This is a genomic window from Flavobacteriales bacterium, assembly GCA_016704485.1.
In the GTDB taxonomy this organism is placed as follows: domain Bacteria; phylum Bacteroidota; class Bacteroidia; order Flavobacteriales_F; family PHOS-HE28; genus PHOS-HE28.
Window position 1 is genome coordinate 527408 of the sequence record JADJAA010000002.1, and the last position, 14664, is coordinate 542071.

At 51.0% G+C, this 14664-nt stretch carries 15 protein-coding genes; 5 read left to right on the forward strand and 10 right to left on the reverse strand.

Annotated elements, in window-relative coordinates:
* Positions 1-2 precede the first annotated feature (2 nt).
* Positions 3-896: a 4-hydroxy-tetrahydrodipicolinate synthase gene (locus tag IPF95_13375; GenBank protein ID MBK6475674.1), complete on the forward strand. Its 894-nt coding sequence runs from the start codon at positions 3-5 to the stop codon at positions 894-896.
* 116 nt (positions 897-1012) lie between these two features.
* Positions 1013-1618, forward strand: coding sequence for a 3'-5' exonuclease (locus IPF95_13380; protein ID MBK6475675.1), 606 nt, complete (start codon positions 1013-1015; stop codon positions 1616-1618).
* 8 nt (positions 1619-1626) lie between these two features.
* On the opposite strand, the gene IPF95_13385 is transcribed toward IPF95_13380, so the two are convergent.
* Positions 1627-2100, reverse strand: coding sequence for a hypothetical protein (locus IPF95_13385; protein ID MBK6475676.1), 474 nt, complete (start codon positions 2098-2100; stop codon positions 1627-1629).
* A 74-nt stretch (positions 2101-2174) separates the two neighbouring features.
* Between IPF95_13385 and IPF95_13390 the strand changes: the two genes are divergently transcribed.
* A complete protein-coding gene (locus tag IPF95_13390) occupies positions 2175-3083 on the forward strand; it encodes a rhomboid family intramembrane serine protease (protein MBK6475677.1) in 909 nt (302 codons plus the stop codon).
* A 13-nt stretch (positions 3084-3096) separates the two neighbouring features.
* Here the strand turns inward: IPF95_13390 and IPF95_13395 are convergent, their stop codons facing one another.
* The 8 genes from IPF95_13395 to IPF95_13430 all read right to left on the reverse strand — a co-directional run bounded on the left by IPF95_13395 (position 3097) and on the right by IPF95_13430 (position 10681).
* Positions 3097-3534, reverse strand: a complete 438-nt coding sequence (locus tag IPF95_13395; GenBank protein ID MBK6475678.1) for an META domain-containing protein — start codon at positions 3532-3534, stop codon at positions 3097-3099.
* A gap of 41 nt (positions 3535-3575) precedes the next feature.
* On the reverse strand, positions 3576-4697 hold the full coding sequence (gene dnaN / locus IPF95_13400) for a DNA polymerase III subunit beta (GenBank protein ID MBK6475679.1): 1122 nt from the start codon (positions 4695-4697) through the stop codon (positions 3576-3578).
* 68 nt (positions 4698-4765) lie between these two features.
* The gene (locus IPF95_13405) at positions 4766-5770 is read right to left on the reverse strand and encodes a hypothetical protein (GenBank protein MBK6475680.1); all 1005 of its coding nucleotides are present in this window, start codon (positions 5768-5770) and stop codon (positions 4766-4768) included.
* The gene (gene gldG, locus IPF95_13410; GenBank protein MBK6475681.1) at positions 5767-7524 is read right to left on the reverse strand and encodes a gliding motility-associated ABC transporter substrate-binding protein GldG; all 1758 of its coding nucleotides are present in this window, start codon (positions 7522-7524) and stop codon (positions 5767-5769) included. Before gldG ends, IPF95_13405 begins: the two co-directional genes overlap by 4 nt.
* Complete coding sequence (locus tag IPF95_13415) at positions 7524-8459, reverse strand: ABC transporter permease subunit (GenBank protein MBK6475682.1); 936 nt, start codon at positions 8457-8459, stop codon at positions 7524-7526. The genes gldG and IPF95_13415 overlap by 1 nt, the downstream gene beginning before the upstream one ends.
* 162 nt (positions 8460-8621) lie before the next feature.
* A complete protein-coding gene (locus IPF95_13420; GenBank protein ID MBK6475683.1) occupies positions 8622-9494 on the reverse strand; it encodes a tetratricopeptide repeat protein in 873 nt (290 codons plus the stop codon).
* 93 nt (positions 9495-9587) lie between these two features.
* Positions 9588-9875 carry an antibiotic biosynthesis monooxygenase gene (locus tag IPF95_13425; protein ID MBK6475684.1) on the reverse strand — a complete coding sequence of 96 codons (288 nt, stop codon included), beginning with the start codon at positions 9873-9875 and terminating at the stop codon, positions 9588-9590.
* Positions 9872-10681 (reverse strand): SAM-dependent chlorinase/fluorinase, encoded by an 810-nt coding sequence (locus IPF95_13430; GenBank protein ID MBK6475685.1) that lies wholly within the window; start codon positions 10679-10681, stop codon positions 9872-9874. The genes IPF95_13425 and IPF95_13430 overlap by 4 nt, the downstream gene beginning before the upstream one ends.
* Before the next feature lie 207 nt (positions 10682-10888).
* Here IPF95_13430 and IPF95_13435 point away from each other — a divergent pair, with 207 nt between their 5' ends.
* Together IPF95_13435 and IPF95_13440 are read left to right on the forward strand one after the other, a co-directional pair.
* Positions 10889-11851, forward strand: a complete 963-nt coding sequence (locus IPF95_13435; protein ID MBK6475686.1) for a PhoH family protein — start codon at positions 10889-10891, stop codon at positions 11849-11851.
* Positions 11848-12795 carry a phosphoribosylaminoimidazolesuccinocarboxamide synthase gene (locus IPF95_13440; protein ID MBK6475687.1) on the forward strand — a complete coding sequence of 316 codons (948 nt, stop codon included), beginning with the start codon at positions 11848-11850 and terminating at the stop codon, positions 12793-12795. The genes IPF95_13435 and IPF95_13440 overlap by 4 nt, the downstream gene beginning before the upstream one ends.
* A gap of 293 nt (positions 12796-13088) precedes the next feature.
* Here IPF95_13440 and IPF95_13445 read toward each other — a convergent pair whose 3' ends face one another.
* On the reverse strand, positions 13089-14639 hold the full coding sequence (locus IPF95_13445) for a T9SS type A sorting domain-containing protein (protein MBK6475688.1): 1551 nt from the start codon (positions 14637-14639) through the stop codon (positions 13089-13091).
* Between the last annotated feature and the right edge of the window lie 25 nt (positions 14640-14664).

Here is a 14664-nt window from a genome sequence, read left to right on the forward strand (position 1 = left end):
CAATGGATGATCGTTTCCGCGGCCTAGGTGTAGCCTTGGTCACTCCGTTCCGTTCCAATGGCCAGGTAGATCACGTGGGTCTGGAAAAATTGATCGAGCACCAGATCCTTGGTGGTGTGGATTATGTGGTGAGCATGGGCACCACGGGAGAAAGCGTTACGTTGACCAAGAAGGAAAAGGAACAGCTACTGATCTCTACCAAAGAGATCGTTCGGAATCGCGTTCCGATCGTACTCGGAATTGGAGGAAATAGCACAGCTGAAGTGATCGAGCAGTTCCAGTCCTTCGACATGGACGGCGTGGATGCAATACTTAGCGTGAGTCCATACTACAACAAGCCGACCCAAGAAGGGATCTACCAGCACTACAAGGCAATTGCCGGTTCCAGTCTTCGCCCGATCATTCTCTACAACGTGCCAGGCCGCACAGGCAGCAACATGGCAGCCGAGACCACCTTGCGGTTGGCCAAGGATCTCAAGAACATTATCGCGATCAAAGAGGCCAGCGGAAATCTGGACCAGATCGGCACCATCCTCAAATACCGCCCTGCGGATTTTATGGTGATCAGCGGCGATGATGCCTTAACATTCCCACTGATAGCGCTAGGAGCGGAGGGCGTGATCAGCGTGGTCGGCAACGCGCTCCCGAGTGAATTCGGTGCTTTGGTTAATGCAGCGTTAAAGGGTGATCTCGAAACCGCGCGCAAGGAACATTTCCGGCTGCACGATGTGATCAACTTACTCTTCGTTGAAGGGAATCCAGGTGGAATAAAGCACGTCCTGAAAGTCCTCGGGATCTGTGAGGATACCATGCGTTTACCGCTTGTGAACATTAGCGAGGCAACAGCGAAGAAGCTATACGGAGCCTTGGCAGATGCTGAGGTGGTGAAGTTGTAGGGTTGTAAATGCTTGGATCGTTTCATCCAGAGTTCCTCCGCATCCAATGGTCTAATATTTTGAGGAGCACCTTGCTCTTAAAATTATCCCCAACCTTCCCGACCTTCGTGCCAACGATGGATTTTCTTGCACTTGATTTTGAGACTGCCACACCGCAATTGGATAGCCCATGCGAATTGGGCATTGCAATTGTGAGAGGCGGCGTGGTGCGTGAAGTCAAGAACTGGTTGATCAAGCCGCGGTATTGGCCGTATTTCAGTCCGTGGAATGTTGCGGTTCATGGGATCCGGCCAGAGCATGTGTCCGATGCGCCGCGTTGGGAAGAGATCTGGCCAGAAGTGGCTGAAGTCTTGAGTGGCGCAACCATCGTAGCGCACAATGCGAGTTTCGATATGGGCGTGTTGCGCAGTACGTTGGCAAGTCATTCCATTCCGCACCCAACGTTCCAGTATTTCTGTAGCGTGAGCATGGCGCGCAAAGTGTGGCCGGGCTTTCCAAAGAACGATCTGAAAACGCTCTGTGTGCGACACGGCATTCCACTACAACACCACCGCGCAGGAAATGACGCCGAGGCCACTGCGGAATTAGTGATCCGCGCTGCGGAACAAAAAGGCGCGGAGGATGTTACCGGATTTCTATTGGGCGAGAAGCTGAAGGTCGGCGGATTCTACCCCGGAGGTTGCCGCACACCAGGCGGAAAGGTCGTGACGTGTAGGATCTGATCCAAAATCTACTTGTCGGTGATCGGCGCGTACATCTTCTTAATGCGCATCAATGGCCCCGGACAATGCGTCGTGTGGCAAGTGGCGCACCCAAGTATCAATGCGTTGTAAGCAAGGGCTCGATCTTTCTTTTTTGCTTTGTACAGCACGTCCAGTTTTTTCAAATAGTCATGCGCAAACGTGGGGAATGTAATGGGGTCAATGTGGATGCCATCGGTAGCTTTCGCAGTGAGCAAAGTGGCTGCTTCGGTCGGGTAGGGAGGTAACGTGCGCTTCGTACCAAGCGTAGCCTTCACGCTATCCGCATGTATGGCCAATGCACGCATTACGAGGGCCAATTCACTGGGTGGTTTAAGATCCTGGATCGAATTGGATACCATTATTGAAGCATCCGGTCGAGGTCCGTTTACGCTCGATCTCGCCGAAATTGCCAAGATCGCCACGACGAGTAACGTAATGATCGAAAAAACGGTAGTTCTCATGCTTAGAGCAAAGGTACGCGCTGTCACAATGTCCGAAAATTCTTGCGGCGTGGATATTGTTAAACCAGATCGTCTTGGAAGCACTACGAACAGATCCCGTAACCGGAGGACCCGAAAAGAAAAGCTCGCGAATGGTCATGGCGGCCATACTGCCGGCCTTGGCTGTGATACTCCTTTGGTGTATCTATTTCGTCGACGAGACCTTTCAACTTGAATTGAGCAATTATGCGGTGTTACCAAGGCATACAAAAGGGTTGGTCGGAATACTCGTTGCGCCGTTGTTACATGATCATTCCGATCATCTGCAACACCTTTGGAACAACTCCATTGCTGTGTTCATGTTGGGCTGGAGCCTTATGTATTTCTACCCGCGCAAGGCAGGTAGCGTGATCGCGTTCGTGTGGTTGTTCGGTGGTGCGTGCGTTTGGTTAATGGGCAGGGAGAACTATCATCTTGGGGCGAGCGGGGTCGTCTATGGCATGGCCGCGTTCCTGTTCATGAGTGGATTATTGCGCAAACAACGGACGTTGATGGCACTGTCGCTGTTGGTGGTTTTCCTCTATGGATCGCTGCTTTGGGGCATATTCCCATTGGTGCCGCACATTAGTTGGGAGAGCCATCTGTGGGGTCTCGTCAGTGGTATTTTCATTGCCTATTTCTCCCGTGATGTTGCGCCGGCCGTGCAGGACCCAGTGTCGATCACATTTGACGATGAGGACGAAAATGAACCGGATGAACTTGAGAATTTGAATTTGCCAACGGAAGCCGGTCTGCATGGCATTCGCGTGGTCTACCGCACACCGGGTCAAGGATCCTCCGCAGCAGGAAATGGATCCACGGAAAGGACCATACGATCCCAATCGGACAAGCAGCACCGGGCCTTTGGATGGCCTTCAATAAAAATTGCCGAGTGCAGCAACAGAAGTCACGCTTACAAAAAAAGAAAAAGCCCTTCCACAAAGAGCAGAAGGGCTTTCAATTAATACTTTCTAGTGCTTACATCCCTTTCAAGGCGGCAAGTTCGGTGCCTTCGCCGATCAGCTTAAGCAGGCCATCCTCCATTTTGTAACTGTCCACTTTTCCAAGCATGGATTTTATAGCATCCTCGGTCGGCTGAACGTCAGCGCAATACTTTTTAGTGGATCCAATGCTCTTAAAGCTGAGCGCATCACCCGCCAAGGCAACTCCGGTTCCCATCAGGCTATTACAGCCACCGAATCCTTCGAAGTTCTCTCCGGCCAATTTCAACCAGGGTTGCTCGGTTCCTTCCGGAAGATCCAGCGCATTTCCACCTAAGGACTGCAGTACCCACTTGGTATCCGCGATCGATGACATTGCATCCATGCTCTTGGTACCGCCATCGGTATCATTCTTACACTTATTCGCACTCATCAGAATGAACAGTGAAAGCGCTATCGTTAGGTTCTTCATCATCTCGGTTCAAGTTTGTGTTCCTTATGGAAAAACCGTGCCGATCAATTGTTCAGCATTACAGGCATCACCAACATGAGAACATCTTCTCCATGTTCGCTGGCCTCTCCTGGCAATAGGATGCCCGCGCGGTTCGGAGCGCTCATCTCAAGGATCACGTGTTCCGTATCCATGTTCTGTAACATCTCGATCAGAAAGCGGGAGTTGAACCCAATGGTCATTTCCTCGCCATCATAATCACAGGTCATGTTCTCCTTGGCCTCATTGGCGAAATCCAGATCTTCTGAGCTAATGGTCAATTGACTTCCGTTGATATGCAAACGGACCTGATGGGTGGTCTTGTTCGCGAAGATCGAAACGCGTCGGATCGAACCTAGGAATGAAGCACGATCGATCGTGAGCTTGTTCGGATTCGTTTTAGGGATCACAGCCTCATAATTCGGGTATTTGCCATCGATCAAACGGCAAACAAGCAAGGTGTTATCAAATTTGAACGAGACATTGTTCTCATTGAATTGCATGGTCACGTCGGCATTCGTATTCGCCAGCGTGTTCTTCAATAAGTTCAGTGGTTTTTTTGGAACGATGAACGAAGCAGCCTTTGGCGCACTGATGTCCGTGCGCTTATAACGCACCAGTTTGTGAGCGTCAGTGGCCACGAAACGGATATCCTCTTCCGTCATTTCGAAATAGATCCCGCTCATCACAGGGCGCAGATCGTCATTACCCGTAGCGAAGATCGCCTTGTTGATCGCCGTAGCCAGCGTACCAGCAGGGATGATAAGGTCGGTCGCATTTTCCAGCACCGGGCTTTTCGGGAATTCAGCACCGCTGAAACCGGTCATCTTATACTTACCCTGATCGCTGTTGATCTCCACACCGTGGTGTTTCGCATCAATGGTGAAGGTGAGCGGTTGCTCAGGGAACGCTTTCAAGGTATCCAGAATGATCCGGGCAGGAATTGCCACGCTGCCTTTGTCCTTGGCTTCCACCGGCATGCTTGCGGTGATCGTGGTCTCCAGATCACTGGCGGTTACGGTCAATTGCTTTCCGTCTATCTCAAAAAGGAAATTATCAAGAATGGGCAATGTGTTGCTACTGGCAAGTACGCCTTGTAACGATTGGAGCTGCTTAAGAAGAGCGGTACTGGATACGATGAATTTCATCGGGCTGTCTAGATTGTATTTTGGATCGCAAAGGTAGCCGGACAGGTCCTCAAAAAAGCCCGATCTTATTAACATGGAACGGCCTTTATCCATGAATTGAACGTGGTACGCTGAACTACCGTGACCAAGGAATCCTCCACCAAGGCATACATCCTATCCTTGTCGTACAGTGGCTGAGATACATCGAAAGTAGGCTCCGTTCCCGTGTAAGGCATATACCAGAATTTAACCTCCTGCTCGCTTCCATTTCGGTTGAATGTCTTGATCACATGGTGCGGCAGGGCCGTCAATAACGAATCACGCTTCACCGGTTTCATGGTACGATCGATATACTCGTAGTTCAAATTCTGATAAGCGAGTAAGGCACCTTTGACCAAAAAAGTATCCATCGGAAGGGGCACTCCTTGCAGCGTGGTGAGCTGGACATCACCCTTTTCATTTTGTTCAATACGGTAGGACGCCTTTGCGTTATGTGGAAATTCACTCTGCACGCCAGCAAGGTCATACAGGTCGGCAAAGTGGAACACGGTCGGTGCGCGCCAATCATCCAGAACGGTGTTGAACCGTGTGTTCAGCACTCCGGAGAATCCTGCCATGTTCATCTCAAAGGGGTTACTGCTCCTGCCGATACCGGGCTTTTCAAGCAACATGTAAGTGCCGAAGTGGTCTTTTGTTGCGTGCCCAACGATCCAGATCTTGCTGGGTTCATTGCCGCCTTCATAGATCTCTACTTTTTTGCCTCCGGCAGCCATTTCACGCAAGGTGTACGCTTCCGCACTTTTGGCCACAGGGCTGCGCACCTCGATGCGTTTGAAGGTGCGTAGAAGCAGGTCCACACGCTGTTGTTGCGGTATGAGGTCATTGTTCAATGTCCAGCCGTTCGCGGTTCGTCGCAGATCAATGCTTTTTTTATGCTGATCCACGATGTAAATGCGCGTAACCCCGGCCGTATCCGCAATGGCGAAATCGCTCAACGGCACATCCAGTGTCGTAGCCGATGAACGCGTGTTCAGCCACCATGCCACAGCACCAAGTACGGCAAGCGTCAAGATCAGAATGCCTTTTTTGTTCATGCGGTGAAAGTTGATCTGCGACGACGATACAAGTGATAAGCGATGCCTGCGAGAATACTGATCAGGATCGGTAATGCAACGGCGATGATCTGCCAAAAGGAGCGTTCCATAGCCACACGTTGCGGATCCAGCTGTCTTAGGGCGATCGCTCTGGAACGTATGCTGATCAGTGCCTTATCATCTAACAGGTAGTTCATGCAATTGATCAACAGTTCGCGATTCCCGTAGATCTTTGAATTGGCATAGCGATCGAAGCCAAGCATGTAGAACATTTCTTTGGCCGGGTCGATCCGGTTCTCGATAACGTTGCCATCGGAGATAACGATCTGAGCGGTCCGGGCTCCTTGTTCGCGGTATCCGACCGTTGGGTCGTCCGTAAATTCCTTCGGCAAGAGATCAACGAATGCGGATGTGAAATTTCCTTCCAACAAAACGGCCACAGGCAAATAGGGTGTGGTCGTCCGGTCGAAACCCATATCCGCCTCCACTACGCCAAGGCTCACGCGGACCGGATTCCTCAACATCCGGGTATAAGCCGATGTTGAGAGCAGTATCGTTTTCTTCACATTGTCGGTCGCGATGGTATCCAAGCTGCCAACGAAGCGCAGGTGGATCGGGTCCAGGTTCGATACGATAGGGTGCCCACTTGTTGGAATGATCACGGGTTCGAAGTACCACGGGAAGCGCTCCAATTTCCGTTGATTACCGTACGGTTGCGTATAGATCTCGATCGGTGCGCAATTGCGATCCAGCAACAGGTCTTTGTTCAGGCGAACACCGTAGGCGAATAATTGATCGTCCAGATCAAGGTCGTACGGCCGTGCCATGGATACCTGATTCGTGCGCAAGCTATCCAGGTTCGCGTTCATTGCATCGATCAGCCAAAGGACCTTACCGCCGTTCATGATGAACTGATCAATGACATACCGATCACGTCCAGCGAATGTGCTATCCGGCTTAGCGATGATCAGCGCATCATAGTTGTTCACGCGGAAATTCATTTTCTCCGGTCTTATGCTGAGCGCATCCAACTTCTCGTCGATCCGAACGGTGCTGACATCGTATTGCTCCTTAAGCAGGTTGGTCATGTCCGCGATCTGCATACCGGAGAGTTCACCTTGCCCTTCGAGGAACGCGATCCGCGGTTTCTTCAGTGTAATGGCCTGTCTGAATGCGCTGGCCATTTCATACTCGAGGTTATTCAGCGAACGGTTCACGATCTCCGCATCCGGGGCACGCAGTTGCGTCTTGAGCAGCTGCACGGGAACGGTCTTATCGCGGTATGTTACCAACGCACCAGGGAAAATGATCCGCTCTGAATACGCACCAGCTTCCTGAAGGCGAATGCTGCTATACGTCAGACCCTGTTCTTGCAATTGGTCGTAGATCTGCTTCCTGGTCTTTTCGTCCGTACTGGCATTCGGGTCAATGAAGCTGTATTGGATCTTGTCAGGTTGATAGGCCCGCATTTCATCCAAGAGATCTTTCGCGGCTTGCGATAACCGTTGCAGATCAGCCGGCAAGCCACCGGTCAAATACACTTTTACATAAACGATATCCGGCAATTCCTCCACCATTTCACGGGTCGCCGGCGTGAGGGTAAAGCGCTGCTCATTTGTAAGGTCGGCCCGTACGCGCAAGAAGGAACCGATGAACAGGACCACACACACGATCCCCACGCCGATAGCCAGTTCCAGAAGGTCGCCCGAACGGCTGCTCCGGTTCCGAGGAGATGATGTTGCGCTTTTTGCCATCACCATTTACGACTTTGCAGGACCGTACGCGTCAACAGAACGAAGACGGTAATGACTCCAACGTAATAGAGCACATCGCGCAGATCCAGGACACCGCGGCTCATACTTTCATAATGCGACTGTATTCCAATGGCTCGAATGATGCCTTCAAAGGCACCGAATGTTTGGAAGCTTGCGATCAGATCAAATCCCAAGTACAGAAAGAATGAGATGAACACTGCAATGAGAAAGGCCACGATCTGGCTATCGGTAAGGGACGATGCGAAAATGCCAATGGCCGCGAAACATGCCGCCAGCAAGAATAAGCCGATGTAGGATCCCCATGTCGCTCCTTGATCGATCCCACTAAAGGAGAGTAGCGTGTGCACGAGTAATGCAACCCCTCCGGCGATCACCACGCGGATGAATACGGCTTGGATCAGTTTCGCCATGGTCCATTTCGGCGTGCTGCGCGATCCTTTTTTGAATACGGACCAGATCATAATGGCCAGCACAATACCGGTGATGGACCAGGTGCGCACGGCAATTGAACTTGCGATGGCATCACTTGGGAAAGCGTGCGCCAAGGCCAAATGGTCCACCACCCAAACATAAATGAGCGTCGGAAATAGCGCGAAAAGGACCAAGAGAACGGAAGCACCGTACTTGGCAAGCACCACATGCATTTCCGATAGTGGTTTCGTGAGCAGGAATTCGATGGTCCCGTTTCTTTTTTCCTCACTGAAACTGCGCATGGTGATCGCAGGAACAAGAAACAGGAACACCCATGGTGCTATGAAGAAGAGCGGCCCAAGGTCAGCGTAACCGGAATCAAGGATGTTGTTCGGGAATACCCACAGGAATAAGCCCGTGAGCAGTAGGAATACCACCACAACGATCTGGCCTATCAGTGAACCAAGGAAGCCTCGGAGCTCTTTCAATATCAATGCCCTCATACCGAACGGGCCGCAAGATAAGCGTGCCTAGAACGAGAACGAATGCCGTTGCTTGGATGATCCATGCCGTTCTGTGAAAAGAAGGGGAGTGTGGCCGTAATACCACTACCGTTGTTCAACCGGAAATTGCGTTGGAAGATCTATTCCGAGATAAGAGCAAGATCAGAATTCAATGACCGATTTACGTTCCCTTTTCGGCTTCTTCGGGATCTTCGTCTCCTCTGAGTTGCAGTAATTCCGGACGATGTATTGCGCCTGGGAATCGCCCATCTCGCCACAGACCCTCCAATCTGCACATGCCTTTTCCTTGTTCTCCAGACCATAATAGCACTCAGCACGATAATAATGTGCTTCGGCCAGGTTCAGAGAGTCCGTAGTGATCACCTTGGTCAAGCGCTCAATTGCTTCATCGTATCGTTCCATCTCGAACAATAAAATAGCCGCACTCATGTCACCCCCAACAATACCGGGCTTTATTTTCAATGCAGCTTCAATGTCCTCAAATCCATCTTCTTCTTTGTAAAGTTCACCTTTTACTACGCCTCGTAGGAAAAGTGCGTCGGCACTGGCAGGTTTCAGATCCAACGCACGATCCAAGGATCGCAAAGCGGCGCTATTATCCAATCCTAGATAGTTGGCACATGCCTCGTTGTAATAGGCATCTCCGTCATCCGGATCCAATTTCAACGCCCGGTTGATGTCTTGTATCGCATCCTTCAAACGGCCTTCTGTGATGTGGATCGCACTGCGGCTTACAAAAAGCCGCGGATCGGTATCATCCAGTTTCTCGGCGATGACATAATCCAGCAAGGCACCGTGCAAATTTTTCTGGCGCTGCTTTATGTCACCTCTCAATTTATGCGCGCCGGGCAGCTCACCGTTCAGGGCGATCGCGCTATCGGCATAGGCCTGAGCTAGATCATAGGTCTCGGCGGCATACGCATTTGTCGCTTTCGCTAATAACTCGTCAGCGGATGTTTGGGCGGATAGCGCAACAGGAAGAACTAGAATCGCAAATAATAGGGATCGGAACATGGGGCTAAGATCGTTGAAACGCGCTTAACCCAGAAATCATGCCAAGGCTTTCGTGACCCAACAGCCACTACGCACTGAACAGGATCATGGCGCCTAATGCTCCCGATCCACCGTCCAAGCTTCCGCCTTTTCCTCGAAAAGTTGTTTAACTACGGGCCATACGGATGCGAATACCTCGGATACACGATATGCTTCAAGATCGGAAACGACATTCCAGTGGCTGTAGGTAAAAAAGACCCGTGGATCATCCCGGTCGTGCAACAATTCCAGATGGGAACACCCCGGAAAACTACGGATCTTCGGTTTCCAACCTTCGAAAAGCTTTTGGAACGTTCCGATATGTTCCTGAGCAAAGGTCATTTTAACGATACGAATGATCATCTCACCCAATCGCCAAAATCGATCCGTACGGCATCTGACTCGTGTACTCCGAACAGTCTGGCAGCTCCGCCACCACTGCCTTCCACGCCTTTATTCACAGCGATCTCCAGGAGTCCACCGGCACCGAAGAATGCGACGCGATCACCAGCCGGGACATCAGCGTAGGTCTTATCGATCTTCGCGATATCATATACTGTTCTGCCAAAACCGATCTTGAATGTTCGCCCTTTACCGACCTCGTCGAATAGTTGCTTTCGCACATTGGTGACAAGATTGCCGTACGAGTCGATGTAGACCACTTTCGCCCGAATGCTCTGAGCGTCAGTGGCTGGTTGGAATCCGATCTGGTCCTTTATCCGGGTTACCTTTCTGCCAATAACATCCGGAGTACCGCCACGTGCAAGGTGGCAGGCTGCTTTGACGAAGACACTTTTGGTAGGGAAGGCAGCATGGTCCTCATCCAACAGCATGGTCAATTCGAACGCTTCGTGTGGTTTACTATCGAACAAGAGTGCGAAGATGCCATTGTCCGCACCAATGAAATAATGCCCGTCGTGGCGTACCACAAGATGTTGTGTTTGTCCATCGGCCTCGGGATTCACGCCAATGATGTGAATGGTGCCTCGCGGGAAATTCGGGTAGGCCTGCCGAAGCACGAATGCCGCTTGGGAATTATTGAATGGTTTGATCAAATGGCTCACATCCACGATCATCGAATCCGGACATTGGCTCAGAATGGAGCCTTTGATGGATGCGACATAGTGGTCCTTAAGACCCATGTCCGTGGTGAGTGTAATTATGGCCATGGGAAAACCTGAGCGCTAGGATTACCTTTAGGGCCATCAAACATAATGGGATAGGAACCTCGGAAACGGAGTTCCCAAAAGACTAATCCACACTGAGAAGGTAAAAAAGAACTGAAAGAAAATTCGCCGAACGATTTTGATCTTGACAAAAAGATCGTAGCTTTTCAGCGGTCGTTCCGGTAAATGATCCGACGCAAACTCACAGAATTGAACGAGAAGCTAATTACCATAGAAGGCATCGATCCAGTATTGGTGCTTGGAGCCAATGATAGCAACCTTCGCATTATCAAAGGCATTTTTCCGAAACTCAGCATTATCGCCAGAGGTGATACGATCAAAGTAACCGGTGCTGAAGCCGACATTGCTCTATTCGAGGAACGATTCAAAGAACTCGTAGAGCACGTGGCACGCTACAATGAAATGCCGCGAAAAGTGTTGGATGATATCATGGGGGCCGGTGAAAAAGGCGCAAATGGGGGCGAAGAACCTGACGTTCTGGTATTCGGCAATGCGGGCCTGCGCGTAAAAGCGCGGACGGCCAATCAGCAAAAACTGGTGAAAGCGGTGGATGAGGGCGATATGGTCTTTGCCATTGGCCCGGCCGGTACCGGTAAGACGTATACAGCCGTTGCACTGGCTGTACGTGCACTGAAGGAGCGCCAAGTGCGTCGTATTATTCTTACCAGACCAGCAGTGGAAGCAGGGGAGAACCTCGGTTTCTTGCCTGGTGACCTCAAGGAAAAACTGGATCCTTACCTACAACCGTTGTATGATGCGCTCAAGGACATGATCCCAGCAGCCCGTCTGGCGGAATATTTGGATGAAGGGGTGATCCAGATCGCGCCTTTGGCCTTTATGCGTGGGCGCACATTGGATCATGCATTCGTGATCCTGGACGAAGCACAGAATGCAACCTTGCCACAGCTGAAGATGTTCCTGACCCGTATGGGACGGAACGCCAAATTCGTGATCACGGGTGATATGACACAGGTGGATCTTCCCGATCGCCAGCCGAGCGGATTGCTCCCGGTAGTGCGGATGCTAACTGGTGTGGATGGCATCAACGTGGTGGAGTTGGATGAAAAGGACGTGATCCGCCATGAACTGGTGATCCGCGTTCTACGCGCTTTTTCCAAGTTGGAAGAGGGCAATAAAGCGGACAAAAAATGACCACGACCTTGTCCGGAACATTAATGCGTTCCGATCTTAAGCTTGCCAAGTTGGAAAGCGTCTATCACGGTAAGGTCCGAGATGTCTATCACCTGAACGATGGCCGCACCATCTTGGTAGCGACCGACCGTATCAGCGCGTTCGATGTGGTGTTGCCACGCGGCATTCCGCACAAAGGCCAAGTGTTGAGCCAATTGAGCTGGCACATGTTGCAGGCCACACGGCACATTGCACCGAACTGGGCCCTATCAGCGCCGGATCCCAACGTCGTCATTGGCAAACGCTGCGAAACCGTAAAGGTGGAAATGGTGGTACGCGGTTACTTGGCGGGCCATGCTTGGCGCACGTATCAGACCGGCGCGCGAACATTATGCGGAGCAGTGTTACCGGAGGACATGAAGGAGAATGACCGCTTTCCTGAACCATTGATCACACCCAGCACTAAGGCCGATGAAGGGCATGATGAAGATATCTCGCCTGACCAGATCCTGAAAAGCGGACTTTGCACGGAAGTGGAATGGCAGACCATGAGCCGCTATGCGTTGGCGTTGTTTGCTGAGGGCACCCGGATCGCGAGTGAACAAGGCCTGCTGTTGGTGGATACGAAATACGAGTTCGGTCGCACGCGAACGGGAGAGATCCTGTTGATCGATGAGATCCACACGCCGGATAGTTCACGCTATTTCTATGCGGATGGATATGCCGAGCGCCAAGCCAATGGCGAACGGCAGAAGCAATTGAGCAAAGAATTCGTCCGCGAGTGGTTGATCGCCGGAGGCTTCATGGGCAAGGAAGGGCAACAGGTCCCGGAAATGGACGATGCCTTTGTGCAGAGCGTCACCGATCGCTACGTTGAGTTGTACGAACGGATAACCGGAATGACATTCGTGCCAGCGGATACCAGTGGGATCAACGAGCGGATCCAGAAAGCGTTGGAAGGATAAGTGGGATAGGTCTCTAGGGCGTTGAGTCCAACATTCAGTTTGGGCTTTCTTTTGCTCAAACGGGTGCATTCATTGAAAACACAGCTTCTGCGACCCTTTCTGGGTCAAAACACAGCATCGTGTTATGTTTTTCTGATATCTACGACCCATTTCAGGGTCGAAACATCCGCTTTATCCGACCCTGAAATGGGTCAAAGAGATTAGATCTCGGACATACCCAGCAAGTATTTCGACCCAGAAAGGGTCGTACAACGGCAGTAACGTGATTCAAAAGAGGCGATAGCCTTGAACATTCAATTCACCACGATCGCCTTCATGGTCTCAACCTTGCCGTTGATGTTCAGTCTATAGAAATAGCTGCCCGCCGCTAAGCCAAGTTCACCGGTATTGATCGGAATCACATATTTACCGTAGCCCATTTGCTCATCGTTCTTGATCGAATGGAGGAGTTTTCCTTCTTGATCCAGGATCTCCAGTCGAACAACGGCTTGGTCGTGTAATTTGAAAGACACATAGGCTATTCCTGAACTCGGGTTCGGAAAACTGTCAATGGCCTCGGTTTGATCCGTTGGTATGGTTTCAACGTTGGTCAAAATTTCCTGGAGCGGTGTAACGTTCGTCCAAATGCTAAGTTGGCCATTGTGCAAGCGCGTCCAAATAGGGCGAATGGTATCGTTGTGCGCTACGATGTTGGTGTAGTCCCCGAAAAAGACGCCATCATTGGGTATGAATGGTGATTCGCTGATCTTCCGATTGAGGAAGCTGGTGCCGCCATCAGCTGAAATGGCCATGTAGACATCGGTCTGCGTATCGTCATAGGTTCTGCGGTCGTAGAAAACGAAATAGAGGTGACCGTTGGTCTGGTCGATATCCATCCAGGAAAAGAACTGATGCTTTCCGGGTGTATCATCATTCACACGAGCGGGAGCGCTCCATGTAGTTCCGCCGTCGGTAGACTTGGTGAGCCAGATATCGGTATCATCCGGGCCATTTCGTTGATCACCCCAATTCACGTAGATAGTCCCATGGTTCGGTCCACCGCTCAGGTCGCATTTTGTAATGGGAAGCCCATTGGCACGCCCAAAACCGGGAATCACAAGGTCCCAACCTTCTGGCATTGGGTCGATGGAGATCTCTTCGCTAAGCCAAGTTATTCCGTTGTCCAAAGAACGATTGAAAACAAGACCATTCGGACCTGTCCATGCAACGTATACTTCACCATTCGGACCGATCGCTGGTGTAGCACCTTCCACTGTGTTGTCAGAATCAATGCAATCCCCATCTACTTCATTGATCTTTATAGGCGTGGACCACGTGGCACCACCGTCGAAAGAATGTGCGTAAAGAATAATGCTCTTATCGTTGGGGTCACCGGATCCGTAATCATCGAACTGAGTCCACGAAAGGTGGATGTTATTGTTGCTCCGATCGATCACGCTCCATTGTTTGTCCTGCGCTTTGGTTCCGTTGAGCCCGGTAAATGTGCCTTCGGACCAGGTTGCACCATCGTCTGTGGATCTTTGGCAGACAATGCGATCGATCCAATTACCTCCGGGTGGGTTGGAAAGGTGGAAGAAGTAGAAATTCCCCGCAGTATCCACATCGAGCGCTGGATCGCCCCACACACCATACGGTGAAGTCAAGGTCTGTTCCGACCATGTATTGCCCCCATCATTACTTGTGTACACATTGTCCAAGTTAGCCGCGGCCACCATCGCACTGATGTTGTTCGGATCGAACATGATGCTCGGCTCATTCGGATTATTGGCGTTGCTGATCAATACGTTCTGCGCACTAGAAGTGTGGGCAATAATGGTAAGTAATAGGCTGATGACTATCCGCATTCAATTCTAGGTTGATCACGTGGGT

Bases quoted from the DNA above. Each gene is read 5' to 3' on its own strand.
- IPF95_13375 (MBK6475674.1), top strand. From the start codon at position 3: ATGGATGATCGTTTCCGCGGCCTAGGTGTAGCCTTGGTCACTCCGTTC.
- IPF95_13380 (MBK6475675.1), top strand. From the start codon at position 1,013: ATGGATTTTCTTGCACTTGATTTTGAGACTGCCACACCGCAATTGGAT.
- IPF95_13385 (MBK6475676.1), bottom strand. From the start codon at position 2,100: ATGAGAACTACCGTTTTTTCGATCATTACGTTACTCGTCGTGGCGATC.
- IPF95_13395 (MBK6475678.1), bottom strand. From the start codon at position 3,534: ATGATGAAGAACCTAACGATAGCGCTTTCACTGTTCATTCTGATGAGT.
- dnaN (MBK6475679.1), bottom strand. From the start codon at position 4,697: ATGAAATTCATCGTATCCAGTACCGCTCTTCTTAAGCAGCTCCAATCG.
- IPF95_13405 (MBK6475680.1), bottom strand. From the start codon at position 5,770: ATGAACAAAAAAGGCATTCTGATCTTGACGCTTGCCGTACTTGGTGCT.
- gldG (MBK6475681.1), bottom strand. From the start codon at position 7,524: ATGGCAAAAAGCGCAACATCATCTCCTCGGAACCGGAGCAGCCGTTCG.
- IPF95_13415 (MBK6475682.1), bottom strand. From the start codon at position 8,459: ATGAGGGCATTGATATTGAAAGAGCTCCGAGGCTTCCTTGGTTCACTG.
- IPF95_13420 (MBK6475683.1), bottom strand. From the start codon at position 9,494: ATGTTCCGATCCCTATTATTTGCGATTCTAGTTCTTCCTGTTGCGCTA.
- IPF95_13425 (MBK6475684.1), bottom strand. From the start codon at position 9,875: ATGATCATTCGTATCGTTAAAATGACCTTTGCTCAGGAACATATCGGA.
- IPF95_13430 (MBK6475685.1), bottom strand. From the start codon at position 10,681: ATGGCCATAATTACACTCACCACGGACATGGGTCTTAAGGACCACTAT.
- IPF95_13440 (MBK6475687.1), top strand. From the start codon at position 11,848: ATGACCACGACCTTGTCCGGAACATTAATGCGTTCCGATCTTAAGCTT.
- IPF95_13445 (MBK6475688.1), bottom strand. From the start codon at position 14,639: ATGCGGATAGTCATCAGCCTATTACTTACCATTATTGCCCACACTTCT.